The following is a 14,350-nucleotide window of genomic DNA, read 5'->3' on the forward strand; positions in this document are numbered from 1 at the left end:
GGCGTGCCGGAGCAAAGCCGGAAAAGCACGACCGGTTCAGTTTTTGTGGCCGACCATCGCCTCCACCGTGGTCGCCGCGCTACTGCTGGCCGCCGCTGTCCGGGCCCCGCTGCGTGCGTTCTGCGCCTGGCCGCGGGCCGCATCGGCAAGGATCACCTGGGCGGCTTTTTCCGCGGCGACGTAGATCGAGGTGACGATGAAGAAGCCCGGGATCTTCGGAAAGATCGACGCGTCCACCACCCGCAGGTTGCTCACCCCGCGCACCCGGAAAGCGCTGTCGAGCACCGCCATCGGGTCGTTGGCCGCACCGATCGGGCAGGTGCAGGAGGCGTGGTGACCCCAGGCCTGGTTCTGCACGAACTCCTTGAGCTGCTCGTCGGTCTGCACCGCGTCGCCCGGCAGTTCTTCGGCGGCGATCAGTTTCGCCTCTTTGAGCGGCTTGGCCAGGCCACGGACGAACTTGATGCCCTCCACCACCGATTGCAGGTCTTCGCCCTTGGTGTCGTTACCTTCCTCGAAGTAACGGAAGTTGATCAGCGGGGTATCCGCCGGGTCCTTCGAACGCAGGGTGACGTAGCCGGCGGTGTTGTTGGTGTGCGCCTTGAGCACCGCCCAGGTCAGGTAGTTGAGCTTGTCGACGATCAGGTTCGAATAGCCGGGGAAGTAACCGCGAAACAGCGCCAGCAGGGAGAAGCAGAACAGGTCCGGCAACGGCCGTTGCTTGAACGACTTCTTGATCACCGCCAGCACCGCTCCGTTGGTGGAATACACGCCGAGCTTGCCTTTGGCCCATTCCTCGTACTGCGGGTCGCCCTTGGCGTAACGCGCGCCCTTGAGCACTTCCCACTCCTCGAAATTCATCCGGTTGACCACCCCGACTTCGTAGCGGTCCTGCAGGTTGCGCCCGACACCGGGCAACTCCACCTGCACCGGCACCCCGACCGACTCCAGCACCTCGCGCGGGCCGATGCCCGAGAGCATCAGCAGTTGCGGGGTGTTGAACGCGCCACCGGCGAGGATCACCTCGCGACTGGCGCGGACCTGGCGCAGTTCGCCGGCGGACGCCGGGTTGCGCGGCAAGGTGCAGGCCCGATACAACCGCGCGCCCTTGATGTACTCCACGCCATAGGCGCGCTGCTGATCATCCAGCAGCACCCGGGTCACCAGCGCATCCAGCTCGATGTGCAGGTTGTCCGGGAAACGTTGCTGCACGTCCAGCAAGCGCTCGCGGGTGCCCATGCGGTGGTGCTTGTGGGTCGCCAGCGGCGGATAGCGCAGGCCGAAGGCCTCGTCGCGCACCAAGCGCCAGTCATTTGGGTCGCCGACGCCCTGCAATTGCCAGCCGATGCGCTTGAGCTTCTCGCCCAGTGCCTTGAACGCCTGTTCGGCGGACTTGACGATGGAGCGCACCAGCGACAGGTCGTCGATCACCGCTTCCGGCACCGCCTTCTCGGTGTGCAGCCACCCCTTGTAGCCGTGCCGCGACGGGTTGATGCCGAACCACGAGAGAAAGCGCTGGAACGGCCGGTGATGGCAGTTTTCCAGGCGCTCGAAATGCTCGCGCATGGCGCTGGCCTGCCACGACGGGTCGCCGGTGATCTGGGCGATATGGTCCCAGTCCTGGTTGTGCGGGTAGACCGTGATCATCGCGTTGTGCGCGGTGCAGCCGCCCAGGCAACTGGCCCGTGGATAGAGCACGCCGTTGACGGTCTCGCCCTCGTAGTCGCGGATGAACTTGGGGTCCTGGGACTGCCGCGCGTCACTGCTGTAGTGACGCACGAAGAAGTCCCAGCGCATCGCGTTGTTCTCGGTGGAGCGCGGGTGGAACGCCGGCACCTGGTACTGCTCCGGCAAACCTTCCGCGCCGCCATTGGCCACCGGATCGCTGCCCGATTCCAGCACCAGCACCCGGCGCCCTTGTTCGGCCAGGCGGGCGGCGACCGTGCCGCCCCCTGCCCCGGATCCCACCACGATGTATTCGTAATCCATTTCGTCAGTCATCGCAGCCAACCTCAGAAGGTTTTCAGGAGGGCGATCAGTGCCCGTTTGTCTTCATCGCTCAGCCCGGGCTCATCCTTGAGGTAGCCGGTGCCGAAGTAATGCCCCTTGTCCACCACGAAGTCCGGGCACTTGCTGACTTCCAGCAACGGCTTGACCAGACGCTTGAACACCTTGCGCGCTTCATCGTCGCTGGCGCCGGGCGGCAGTTGCTTGAGGTCGTGCTTGATCTTCAGCAGCAGGTCGAGCACCTGGTCGCCTTTGTCCAGGTCGATGTTGGACAGCAGGTTGACCGGCGTGCCCTGCGGGATCGGCCCGAGCTGGATACCGTCATCGCCGAACGCCCACGGGAACCAGCGGCTCAGCACGCCTTCGAGTTTTTGCAGGAAGCCCGGCAGGTAACCGCTGTTGACCCGCAGGTAGCTGGTTTCGGTGGTCACATCGACGGTACCGGGGTGGGTCTTGCCGGAACGGGTCACCACCTGGAAGTTGCCCTGGCGTTTTTCCGGCCACAGCAGCATCTCGATGGAGTTGTCGAAGGACGCCATGCGGTCATTCACGCTGCCCGACCACTTGAACGTACCGAGGGTGTTGTTGAGGAACAGCGGCGCAGTGGACCAGACGCTGATCAGCGACGCCGGCCGCGTATAACCGCGCCCGCCTGCCGGCATGGTGTACTCGCTCGCATCGCCGGTGAACGGGTTCTGCACCAGCACCGAACCGACGCCCGGCAGCTTCTTGTACGACTCCGAGGAGAAGTTGTCCCAGATGTTGTCCGCCAGGGCGTTGGTCGCCAGCGGGCTGCAGGCGTTGGTTTCCAGCAACGTGACCGGCACCCGCAGTTCGGTGGAGAGGAAGTTGTCGGTGAGGAAGTCGTCTTTCTTGACGATGTCCCGCATCGCGTTCTTGAACTCCGGCGTCTTGCTGTAGCTCCAGTAGTCGTTCCAGCACTGCAGGTAGTTACCGTTGACGCAGCCGTTATCCGGGAACTTGGCCCAGGCCTTGTCCGGCAGCTTGCTGGAGTGGCAGCGCGCACAGGTGTCGGCGAAGACTTCCTTGCCGCGATCCAGCTCGGTCGGCGAAGCGTTCAGGTGCGCCGCGCCACCGGGGGCGTTCTTCAGGTAGTCCGGGGTTGCCGAGGCCAGGAAGAACAACGCCAGGTCGGGCGTTTGCAGCTCGTTGGCGTTCCAGTACGAGGAGTTCTTGCGCGCCACATCGATGCGGAACGGAGTGATCGGTTTGCCGCCGATCAGTGGCCGGAAGTGGGTGGTCCACTCCTCGCTGAACAGCCCGATATTGACGAACACCCGGTTCAGCGCACCGAGGGCGCCGACCGAGTCGGAACCGTCCTTGAGCACTCGTGGGGTGAACACGGTGTCCGGCTTCTTGTAGAACTGGGTCAGTGGACTGTCGGCCGGAATCCCCGGCACATCGTTGAACTGGCGGTTGTTGAGGTCGCCGCCGGCAAGTTTCTCCTTGCCCAGGTGCGCGGCCAGCTCGATCCGCGCCTTGAGGTTGTAGACCGCGTTCATGGTGCGCGGGTTGTTGATGTAGTCACTCGACACCAGCGAGGTATCCAGTGCGCCCGGCCGTGCGGTGTGGAACAACTGATTGGGGAAGCTGGTCGGGTCCTGGTCCCACATGAAGATGCGGTCAACCCAGAAATACTGCGCTCCGGGGTTGGAACTCAGGTTGGCCCAGGCTGGACGCTCGGGATCGGCCGGCGGATTGGTCGGGTTCGGCCCGACGTGGCAGAAGCCGCAGGACATGCCCACGCGATACGGTTTCACCAGCTTGCTGTCGTTGTAGTAGCTGGGGTCTTCGTAGTAGCGCTTGGCGTCCCAGCGTTTCTCCGCCTTCTCGTCGAAGTCCGGGTTGGGGAACAACCGCAGGCCGACGATGCCGGTGCCGTAGCCGTAGTACGAGCCCACGGGCAGGTTCTTGCCGCGGGCGCCGATTTTCACGCCGGGGTATTTGCTTTCGTTCTCGAACGGGTCCGCGCCGCAGGACGGATCACGGCTGTCCAGCCACAGGCCATGACGGTCCTCGCGCGGCCCTTGCGCCTTGGTGTAGCACGGCTCGTTGACTACGCCGAGGTACTGCCAGCGGTTGTCGCGGTTGGCTTTCAGGCTTGGGTGGTTGGAGATGGTCTTGAGGAAGTCGAGGTTGCCGACGCTGTCGCGGGACAGTTGGTCCCAGAGTTTGTCGTTGCCGGCGGTCCAGACGATCCAGTTGTTGCGCCCGCGGGCAAAGGCGTCGACCGCCTGTTGCTCGGTGATGCCGGGAATGAACGGCGACAGCCGCTCCACCAGCAGATGGGGCTGTTTCGACACCCCGTAGTCCATGTCGGCGAAGTAGTCCTCTTCGGCGCCTTTCAGGCTGTCGGCTTCGCGGCCGACGCATTTGGCTTCATCGAGGATCTTGCCGGATTGGTCCCCGCAGGGATTCTTCGTTTCGCTGTTACACCCCTGTAACAGCACCAAAGGAAGGAAGACGCTCAGCATCAGCTTCACGGGTTTCATGCGCTGCTCCTTGCAAACGTGCAGACCGGTCCCTCTGTCCTTGGGGACACGTTATTGCGGCCGGTCCAGATGGCCGGTTGAACTGACAGCCACGCGACAGACCGGTTAATCCGCCGCGCCAGTTACGTTACAACTCCTTGCAAGCGCCCAGACTAGGCTATTTCCAGTCACTCCATTAATTTCATTTCGCTATGAAAAACCTGCACTTATCGCGGCTTCTTATAGGTTTGCGTACAGTGTTTTTGTGAAGTCGATCACACTGCTGGCTAATGGCTATTTTGCTGCTCTACACTCCTTCGCCAGGACGCTCATCCACCTATCTGGCAGGCGGAACATGGACAAGGAAAAGCCCGTGTCACAAGAACAGGTTTCACCCGAGCAACGCGCGCAATACCGCGCCGAACATGCGCGGATCGGCACACGCCGCAGCTTGCTTGGCCTCGCCAACGAGAAAAAGGCGCACTGGGCCGTGGCGCTGTCCGGTGGCGGCATTCGCAGCGCGACGTTCTGTCTGGGGGTGCTGCAGTCGCTGGCCCGGTCGAAAGCGCCGGGTGCGGACGACGACAAGGACAAGCCGCGCAACCGCCTGATCGCCCAGTTCGATTACCTGTCCACCGTCAGCGGTGGTGGTTATCTCGGCTCGTTCTTCGGCAGCCTGTTCCTCCCGGACCGCCTGCGCAAAACCGACGAGGCGCCAGTCGCCAGCCCCCCGGAAGTCCAGGCTGCCGACACCGCCTATAAGGTGCTCGACTACGAGCCACCGGGGCGCATCCATACCAGCACCGATTACCGCACCTCGCCGCCCGGGGAAGCGCCGCTGGCCTGGCTGCGGGAAAACGGCCGCTACCTGACACCCGGCGGTGCCGGCGACATCTTCTATGTCCTGGCGTTGTCGCTGCGTAACCTGCTGGCCTTGCAGGTGGTCATCGGCCTGCCGCTGCTGTTCACCCTCGCGGCGGCCGTGCTGTTGCAGGTGTATATCGCCGGCAGCGCGATCTGTTCGCCGATTGCCGCGTTGCTGCCGATGGGTGTGGCGCACCTGCTCTGTGATTCGCTGTGGTGGGTGCCGGGACTGCTGACGCTGGTGGCGGTGATCCCGCTGATGGCGGCGTTCTGGATGGTGTACTTCCAGAAAAACCAGGACGAACGCGTGCACCTGTTCAACTGGTCCACAGTGTCCGCGTTCGCTGCGGGACTGATGATCTTCGGTCTGGCCTCCGCCTCTTGGGGCATGGACGGTGAGCTGTGGGCCATTCTGGTCGGGCTCGGCGCCGTCAATTGGTTGGGGATTGTTTATGCCGTGTGGATCGGCTTGTCGCTGAAGCACAAGCGCGACCGCGACGACGCCATGGCCCGCAACGACTGCGTGCGCACTTACCGCGTACTGGTCACCCGCTACCTGAGCCAGGCATTCATTGCGGTGCTGGTCGCCAGCTTCTTCGCCCTGGTGCCCTGGCTGACCGAGTGGATCTACAACAGCGAGCAACGCGGCCCGTTGATCTCCTCCACCGCCGTGTTGCCGGTATTGATCGCCCTCGTTCGCGGCCTGTCTGCGTTCAGCGACGATAAGGCCATGCCGAGCTGGCTGGGCCGCCTGCCGATGAGCGTGATTGCTGGCGCAGCCGGCGTCACCATTTTCATGCTGGTCGCGGTGTTATGGGGCTTGCTGGTGCAGTTTGTGCGCTATCAGGGATTGGAAAACGACGCCGTCACCCGCCTGTGGGTGCTGGTGGCGACGGCGGCGCTCTTGAGTTTAGTTACAGGTCGCTTCATCGGCTTCCTCAACCAGTCGTCGTTGCAGTCCTTCTATGCCAGCCGGCTGGCCCGCGCCTACCTCGGCGCCTCCAATGGCCAGCGTTTCGACGGCGCGACCCGCAAGATCCGCAAGCAGCGCATGAGCGTCGCCGAAGCGCTGCCCGGCGATGACGTGGCGATCGAAACCTACTACGGCACCACCACCTGCGCGCCGGTGCACCTGATCAACGTCACCATGAACCTGACGGTCGACCCGGCCGAGCAACTGGTGCAGCGCGACCGCAAGGGCAAGCCATTGTGCCTGGCGCCCAGTGGTCAAGCGGGCAATGCCAGCGTCAGCTACATCCTCGATGGCGAACCGCGTCAACGCGGCAGTCAGGAACGTTTTATCGTCAGCGAAATCTACCAGCCGCTGGGCCTGGCGCATTGGGTCGCCACCTCCGGCGCGGCGTTTTCCACGGGGCTGGGCCGCGCCACCAGCCTGGGCACCTCGCTGGCCTTCGGCCTGACCAACGTGCGCCTGGGTAGCTGGTGGCCGGCGAACTTCCTCGAAGCCGATGAAAAGACCGGGACGCCGCGGGTCTGGCGGGACAAAGGCTGGGCCACGACCTTCCCGACCCAGACCTACCTGTTCTACGAACTGACCGCCCACTTCCACGGCCTGCGCCGCGACTTCCAGTACCTCTCCGACGGCGGCCATTTCGAGAACACCGCGACCTACGAGCTGATCCGCGAGGGGCGCAATGTCGAACTGATCGTGATGTGCGACTGCGGTGCCGACCCGACCTACAAGTTCGACGACCTCGCCAACCTGATCCGCCTGGCGCGCATCGACCAGGCGCTGGAAATCAGGCAGGACATGGACGTGCTGAGCGACCCGGTGCTGGGCCCCTACTTCGGCCTGCCGGAAAACTTCGCCGCGCCGGGACCAGGCGACAGCCTGCGCTGCGCCATGCTGTTCAACGTCAGCAACCAGAAAGGCCAGCGCACCGCACGCATTCTTCTGCTCAAACCCAACGTCGTCGCCGGGTTGCCGGTGGACGTGATCAACTACGCCAGCGAACACCCGACCTTCCCCAACGAAAGCACGGCCAACCAGTTCTTCGATGAAGCCCAGTTCGAGAGCTACCGGCAGTTGGGGTTGCAGACCGGGCAACGGTTGTTTGGCGATGGCAAATCGGGCTCGGGTGTTGCGGATGCATTGTGGGCGTATTTGGCGAGGTAGTGTCGGCCAGCATCTTGCAGGCCATCGCAAACCATCGGCCACTCGCGATCCTGTAGAAGCGGCCCATCGCGGCTAACGGCCGCTCCTACAGGTTTTGCGTCGTTTACACGGCCGTGGTGTCAGGCCACCACCGACCACGCAATCGCCGACAAGGTCACCAACCCCACCAGCACCACGAACACGTTCGACACCTTGCCCGAGTACTTGCGCAGCGACGGCACTTTGTTGATCGCGTACATCGGCATCAGGAACAGCAGGCAGGCAATCACCGGGCCGCCCATGGATTCGATCATGCCGAGGATGCTCGGGTTGAGGGTCGCGACGATCCAGCAGGTCACCACCATGAACAGCGCCGTCAGTTGCTCCAGGCGCTTGGCCGACAAGCTCCGGCCGCGACCACGCAGGCCTTTGACGATCAGGCCCTGGAAACCTTCGCTGGCACCGATGTAATGGCCGAGGAAGGATTTGGTGATCGCCACCAGCGCAATCAGCGGCGCGACGAAGGCGATGACCGGGGTCTGGAAGTGGTTCGCCAGGTACGACAGGATCGAGATGTTCTGGGTCTTCGCCGCGCCCAGGTCGGTCGGCGACAGGGCCAGCACGCAACTGAAGCAGAAGAACATCACCGTCAGCACCATCATCAGGTGCGACAGCGCGAGGATGCGCCCGCTCTTCTCATCCGCCTGCTCGCCATAACGGCGCTTCTGGCTGACCGCGAAGGCCGAGATGATCGGCGAGTGGTTGAACGAGAACACCATCACCGGAATCGCCAGCCACAAGGTCTTGAAGAACAGACCCGGCGCCATACCCTCGGCCGCCTGGGCGAAGAACGCACCGTTCCAGTTGGGAATCAGGCTCAGGGCCAGCAACAGCAACGCCGCCACGAACGGATAGACCAGCAGGCTCATCACCTTGACGATGATGCCCTGGCCGCAACGCACCACGATCATCAGGCCGCAGATTAGCAGCAGCGACAGCAGCGCCCGCGGGGGCGGCGCGATGTGCAACTGGTGTTCGAGGAAGTTGCCCAGGGTGTTGGTCAGCGCAACGCTGTACACCAGCAGGATCGGGAAGATCGCCAGGAAATACAGCAAGGTGATCATCGCGCCGGCACCGGCGCCGAAGTGTTCTTCCACCACTTCGGTGATGTCTTCGTTGCCGCCCTTGCGCCCGGACAGGACGAAGCGGGTCAGGCCACGGTGGGCAAAGAAGGTCATCGGGAACGCCAGCAATGCCAGCACCAACAGCGGCCAGAAGCCGCCGACGCCGGCGTTGATCGGCAGGAACAGGGTGCCGGCGCCGATGGCGGTACCGTAGAGGCCGAGGGTCCAGGTGGTGTCGTGACGGCTCCAGCCCGTTTCGCGCGCAGCAGGGCTCGCCGCGACACCGAGGTTCGTGGTGTTTACATCAGTCATTGATTACGCCTTGTAGTTGTTTTTGTCGCCTATGAATAACCAGGGTGGCGCGTTAGCGATCCGCGCCAAGGGGTTCAGCATTCAACAAAGCTGACGGCCAGGCCGCCGCGGGAGGTCTCCTTGTAGTTTTCATGCATGTCGGCGCCGGTGTCGCGCATGGTGCGGATCACCCGGTCCAGGGAAATGAAATGCTCGCCGTCGCCGCGCAGGGCCATTTGCACGGCATTGATCGCCTTCACCGCAGCGATGGCGTTGCGCTCGATGCACGGCACCTGGACCAGGCCGCCGACCGGGTCGCAGGTCAGGCCGAGGTTGTGTTCCAGGGCAATTTCCGCCGCGTTCTCCAGTTGCGCCGGGGTGGCCCCGAGCACATCGGCAAGGCCCGCCGCGGCCATGGCGCAGGCCGAACCGACCTCGCCCTGGCAGCCGACCTCGGCGCCGGAAATCGACGCGTTTTTCTTGCACAGAATGCCCACCGAGGCGGCGGCCAGGAGGAAGTCGACGACATCGTTGTCGCAGGCTTCGGGATTGAACTTCATGTAGTAATGCAGCACCGCCGGGATGATCCCCGCCGCGCCATTGGTCGGCGCGGTGACCATACGCCCGCCGGCGGCGTTTTCTTCGTTGACCGCCAGGGCGAACAGGTTGACCCACTCCATGGCGCTCAAGGTCGAGCCGATCACGTTGGGTTTGCCCAGCTCCTGCAGACTGCGGTGCAGTTTGGCGGCGCGGCGCTTGACGTTCAGCCCGCCCGGCAGGATGCCTTCGTTGCGCAGGCCGTTGACCACGCACTCCTGCATCGCCGCCCACAATTGCAACAGGCCGCTGCGCACCTCGGCTTCTTCGCGCCAGGCCAGTTCGTTGGCCATCATCAACTGGCTGACCCGCAGCCCGTGACGCTTGCACAGCGCGAGCATTTCTTCGGCGCTGGAGAACTCATATGGCAGTTGCACTGTGTCGGCGCCGCCGCCCGCTTCAGTCAATTGCGCGGCCTCGACGATGAAGCCGCCGCCCACCGAGTAGTAGGTTTGCTGCAGCAGCAGGCCGTTGTCGCCGCTGGCTTCAAGCGTCATGGCGTTGGGGTGATAAGGCAGGCTTTCATTCAGCAGCAGCAGGTCGCGCTGGCAATCGAAAGTGATCGGTTGGTCACCGCCAAGCATCAGTACGCTGGTGGCCTGCAATTGTTCGATGCGCGGGCCGATGCTCTGCGGATCGATGCGGTCCGGCCACTCGCCCATCAGCCCCAGCAGACAGGCACGATCGGTGGCATGGCCAACGCCGGTGGCCGACAGCGAACCGTACAGGCGCACCTCGACCCGGCTGACCTGGCCCAGCACACCCTGCCCGCGCAGCGCCTCGACAAAGGTCGCGGCGGCGCGCATCGGGCCGACGGTATGGGAGCTGGACGGACCGATGCCGATTTTGAACAGATCGAAAACACTGATAGCCATGCTAATGCCTGCGTGCCCGAACGACGACGACCCTTTCGGTGCACGGTGAAAAAATTGAGAGGTGTCGCGAAGTTGGGCGATACTGCCGCGCCGCTCGGGCGATGACCAACGAAACTTTCTAAGCAAGGCTTTAGCAGGACTAAACGATGAGGCGACAAATGAACGGCCAGATGTACGTCTGGTTGCACGTGTTTTCCTGTGCGGCGCGGCACCTGTCGTTCACCCGCTGCGCCGAAGAACTGCACATCACCCCCGGCGCAGTGAGCCAGCAGATTCGCCAACTGGAAGAGCGCCTGGGCTTTCGCCTGTTCCTGCGGCGGGCCCGTGGCGTGGAGTTGAGTGCCGAGGGCCAGCGCCTGGCGCTGACCGTGCACGAAGCCTACGGCAACATCGATGCCGAGCTGCGCCGGCTGGATGCCGGGGAAATCCGCGGCACCTTGCGCGTGCGCTCGATTCCCTCGTTCCTTGCCAAGTGGCTAACGCCGCGCTTGCCGCGCCTGCAACAACGCTTTCCGGATATCCAGTTGCGCCTGGTGGCCGAAGACAGCAACCACTCATTGCACGAAGGCGATTTCGACCTCGCCATCGACCTCAACGACGGCAGCTACCCCGGCATGCACTCGACGCCGCTGCTGGACGAAGAAATCTTCCCGGTCTGCTCCCCCGCCCTGCTCCGCGGTCGGCCGCCGCTGCACGGGCCGAGCGACCTGGTGCATTACCCGCTGCTGCACGACATCACCGCCTGGCGCGGCAGTTCGGAATACGCGGAATGGGAGTTCTATCTGCAAGCGATCGGCGCCGAGGGGCTGGACGTGCGGCGCGGGCACACCTTCAACCGCAACCACCTGACCATCGAGGCGGCCATCGCCGGGATCGGCGTAGCGATTGCCCGGCGCACCCTGCTCAACGACGAGCTGGAACGGGGCACGCTGATCGTGCCGTTCGGCTCGCCGGTGTCCAATCACAAGCGCTATGTGTTGCTGTACAGCGCCGGAACCCTGGCCCACCCGAGTGCACGGGCGGTGCATGACTGGCTGGTGGAGGAAGCGCAGGCGTTTCGGTCGCTGTACGAATGACGGCTCTGCTGATGGAGCGAGCGTACGAGCGTCATCAAGATTTCGATTTGATCTAAGGCGAAAGGCCCCTCGCCTGCGGCGTTGGCTTTACTTGTAAAAAGTTCCGCTTGGGTGGCGCTGTATCCGAGCCGTTTCAATCACCCGATCGCCGCCTGATCCGTTGAGACTTGCTCATGACCAGATCCCTTCATCAGCACACCCCTTCTCTCACGGTCGTTGATCCACGCGGGCTATCGGTTCGTACCATTGCTTACTACCGACAGGCTGTTGAAGACGTCGTCGCCAAGCGCGTCCATCGCCAGGTGTTCAACGTCAATGGTCATCTACACCAACAATGGGATCCGCGGCTACTTGCGCTGAGTGAGGTTCAGGCGGGCGTGCAACCCAACCAGGCCATGCTCTGTAGCCTCAGTGGGCAAGTGTTGCAGACAGAGAGTGTCGACGCCGGCTGGCGGCTGGTCTGCAATGACGCTGCCGGGTTGCCGCGGGAGAGCTGGGACGGCCGCGAAACCCATCGACGCCATGACTACGATGAGCTCATGCGCCCGTTGAAGGTGTTCGAACAATGCCCCCAGGATGTCGAGCATTGTGTGGAGCGCTTCACCTATGCTGGAGCCAGCGAGGAGGACGCGCGTGATAACCGTTGCGGCCAACTGATTCGCCACGATGATCCCGCCGGCAGCTTACGGCATGAACGTTTCGGGCTAGCCGCACAGCCACTGACCGAAACACGTCGCTTCTGCAAATCGCTGACGCTTACGCACTGGCCTGAGTCGGAAGCGGATCTGGAAGATACCCCTTACACCACCCGCTGGCGTCACGATGCGCTGGGCGCTGTCGTCGAGCAAACCGATGCCCTTGAGCATGTGCGGCGTTTCAAGGTCAATGTCCTGGGCCAAACCTGTGCATCCTGGCTGGACGCTGTAGCGGTGCTCAAACACACGACTTACAACGCCTCTGGCCAAATAGAAATTGAGCAGGCAGGCAATGATGCGATCACCACCGCGTGTTATTCGCCGGTGGACGGCCTGCTGTGTAGCCTGAAGACCCAAGGCGGGGGAGGCAAAACGCTGCAGGACTTGCACTACCAGTTCGACCCGGCAGGCAATATCCAGCGCATTGAAGATCTCGCCCAGCCGGTGCAATGGTTTGCCCGGCAGCGTATTCAGGCAGTGAGTCTCTATACCTATGACACGCTCTATCAACTGACCAGCGCTACCGGTCGTGAAAGTGCCCGCCAGACCGTGGGGCCGGGTCTTCCGGAGCTGGAGCTCTTTGGCACGGTGGATGACAGTCGTTGGCGCAACTACAGCCAAACCTACACCTATGACTGCGCTGGCAACCTGATCCGGCTCAAGCACGATGCCGGCGCAGGCAACGCCTATGTCCGCGACATGGTGGTCGACGAGCGCAGCAACCGCGCCGTGTTCAAGGAGGGGGCACCCATGGATTTTGCCAAGGCATTTGATGCCAATGGCAATCAACAGGCTTTGGCGCCGGGGCAGGTCATGCACTGGGATAGCCGCAACCAATTGCGCCAGGTCACTCAGGTGCAGCGCGATGAGCCGGGTGGTCAGGATGACGATGTCGAAACCTATGTCTATGACAGCAGCGGCCGTCGCGTGCGCAAGGTGCGCCGTTCCAAAACCCGCAGCGGCGAGCAGGTGAGTGAAGTGCGTTATCTGCCGGGGCTGGAGATTCACACGCGCACGGGAGGCGAACAGTTGCATATGGTGATTGCCGAGGCCGGTCGTAATGACGTGCGCTTGCTGCACTGGGAAGGCGGGCGGCCCAAGAAGGTTGATAACGATCAATGGCGCTACAGCCTGAGTGACCACCTGGGCAGTGCGACGTTGGAATTGGGCCAATCCGGCGAACTTATCAGCCAGGAAAGTTATTACCCTTACGGCGGCACCGCTTGGTGGGCCGCGAAAACTGCCATCGAAGCAAAATACAAAACAGTACGGTATTCAGGCAAAGAACGTGACGCGAGCGGGCTGTATTACTACGGCTTCAGGTATTACGCGCCGTGGTTAAGTCGTTGGATAAATCCAGACCCGGCGGGCGTTATTGATGGGCTCAATCTGTTTTGCATGGTCCTGAACAACCCGATCAGTTACACCGATACGGATGGACGAATGCTTCGATCGGTAAACCAGCCGACGACAAAAAAGGAAAACCAGCCCGACGTAAATACCCAGTCAGGCTCAAGTACCGTTATCCCTTTCCCGTCAGTAACGCGACCTGCCACGGAAGCGGCAGCCCCTGGTGGGTCGAGTGAAAGCAGAGCTGTCGATTTTTTTCGAGTCGATCTGGCCCCGCCCAGTGAGGTTCTGGCTCGGGGGTTTCGAGGCAATGATACCGAGCGGGTGCTCAAGGCTTTTGGTGATGACACGATATTCGTGGCTCAGGACCTTGAGGGCATCGATGCTTTCAGAGCCGAGATATCCGGTAAAAACCTGTTTGGCGATGCCAGAAAATACTATTTCGAAATGAAGATGATTGGCGGGTATGCCAGGGAGGTTCAGAAGCCGCTTCATTTATATAAAATCTCGCTCCCGGCAGAACACCCTCATTATGTGCTGAGTCGCGCTGTGAGCGAAAAAGGCTTCGTTGAAACTGCTTTCGAGGCTACCAACAAGAAGGGTGTTGTGGCTGAGATAAAAGCAATCAGCGAAGCACTGTATCAATACAATATCGAGGCGTACCGCGCGACCCTTGAAGACTACGCGCAGAACTATAACGCAACTAAAGAAGTTCAAGTAAAAGGCCCCATACTGCCTGCGTTCATAACGCATATTACTGCGACTGAAGAGGCGTTCATGAGAAGAACCGCGGTGACGCCAAAAAGAGCGGGAGCGATGTGATAGCGGCACCTCGACGCTGTGACGCATCGAGGGTTCTTGGC

At 62.4% G+C, this 14,350-nt stretch carries 7 protein-coding genes; 3 read left to right on the forward strand and 4 right to left on the reverse strand.

Annotated features, from left to right (window positions below; all coding sequences use genetic code 11):
• Window positions 1-36 precede the first annotated feature (36 nt).
• The gene (locus tag NTD88_RS07260) at window positions 37-2,001 is read right to left on the reverse strand and encodes a GMC family oxidoreductase (RefSeq protein ID WP_262156277.1); all 1,965 of its coding nucleotides are present in this window, start codon (window positions 1,999-2,001) and stop codon (window positions 37-39) included.
• Between the two features lie 11 nt (window positions 2,002-2,012).
• Complete coding sequence (locus NTD88_RS07265; RefSeq protein ID WP_095158509.1) at window positions 2,013-4,520, reverse strand: hypothetical protein; 2,508 nt, start codon at window positions 4,518-4,520, stop codon at window positions 2,013-2,015.
• A gap of 352 nt (window positions 4,521-4,872) precedes the next feature.
• Here NTD88_RS07265 and NTD88_RS07270 point away from each other — a divergent pair, with 352 nt between their 5' ends.
• Window positions 4,873-7,500: a hypothetical protein gene (locus tag NTD88_RS07270; RefSeq protein ID WP_262156278.1), complete on the forward strand. Its 2,628-nt coding sequence runs from the start codon at window positions 4,873-4,875 to the stop codon at window positions 7,498-7,500.
• Between the two features lie 119 nt (window positions 7,501-7,619).
• Here the strand turns inward: NTD88_RS07270 and NTD88_RS07275 are convergent, their stop codons facing one another.
• Entirely contained in the window at window positions 7,620-8,915 is a 1,296-nt protein-coding gene (locus tag NTD88_RS07275) for a serine/threonine transporter (RefSeq protein WP_262156279.1), read from the reverse strand.
• A gap of 74 nt (window positions 8,916-8,989) precedes the next feature.
• On the reverse strand, window positions 8,990-10,366 hold the full coding sequence (locus NTD88_RS07280) for an L-serine ammonia-lyase (RefSeq protein WP_262130404.1): 1,377 nt from the start codon (window positions 10,364-10,366) through the stop codon (window positions 8,990-8,992).
• Window positions 10,367-10,512: 146 nt separating this feature from the next.
• Here NTD88_RS07280 and NTD88_RS07285 point away from each other — a divergent pair, with 146 nt between their 5' ends.
• Window positions 10,513-11,442: a LysR substrate-binding domain-containing protein gene (locus tag NTD88_RS07285; RefSeq protein WP_262156280.1), complete on the forward strand. Its 930-nt coding sequence runs from the start codon at window positions 10,513-10,515 to the stop codon at window positions 11,440-11,442.
• A gap of 173 nt (window positions 11,443-11,615) precedes the next feature.
• Window positions 11,616-14,309 carry an RHS repeat-associated core domain-containing protein gene (locus NTD88_RS07290; RefSeq protein ID WP_262156281.1) on the forward strand — a complete coding sequence of 898 codons (2,694 nt, stop codon included), beginning with the start codon at window positions 11,616-11,618 and terminating at the stop codon, window positions 14,307-14,309.
• The last annotated feature ends 41 nt before the right edge of the window (window positions 14,310-14,350 follow it).

This window comes from Pseudomonas sp. 20P_3.2_Bac5 (genome assembly GCF_025466035.1).
GTDB lineage: Bacteria > Pseudomonadota > Gammaproteobacteria > Pseudomonadales > Pseudomonadaceae > Aquipseudomonas.

What these genes read in the sequence shown, in the direction of transcription:
- NTD88_RS07260 (WP_262156277.1), bottom strand. Translation starts at nt 2,001, where the DNA reads ATGACTGACGAAATGGATTACGAATACATCGTGGTGGGATCCGGGGCA.
- NTD88_RS07275 (WP_262156279.1), bottom strand. Translation starts at nt 8,915, where the DNA reads ATGACTGATGTAAACACCACGAACCTCGGTGTCGCGGCGAGCCCTGCT.
- NTD88_RS07265 (WP_095158509.1), bottom strand. Translation starts at nt 4,520, where the DNA reads ATGAAACCCGTGAAGCTGATGCTGAGCGTCTTCCTTCCTTTGGTGCTG.
- NTD88_RS07290 (WP_262156281.1), top strand. Translation starts at nt 11,616, where the DNA reads ATGACCAGATCCCTTCATCAGCACACCCCTTCTCTCACGGTCGTTGAT.
- NTD88_RS07280 (WP_262130404.1), bottom strand. Translation starts at nt 10,366, where the DNA reads ATGGCTATCAGTGTTTTCGATCTGTTCAAAATCGGCATCGGTCCGTCC.
- NTD88_RS07285 (WP_262156280.1), top strand. Translation starts at nt 10,513, where the DNA reads ATGAGGCGACAAATGAACGGCCAGATGTACGTCTGGTTGCACGTGTTT.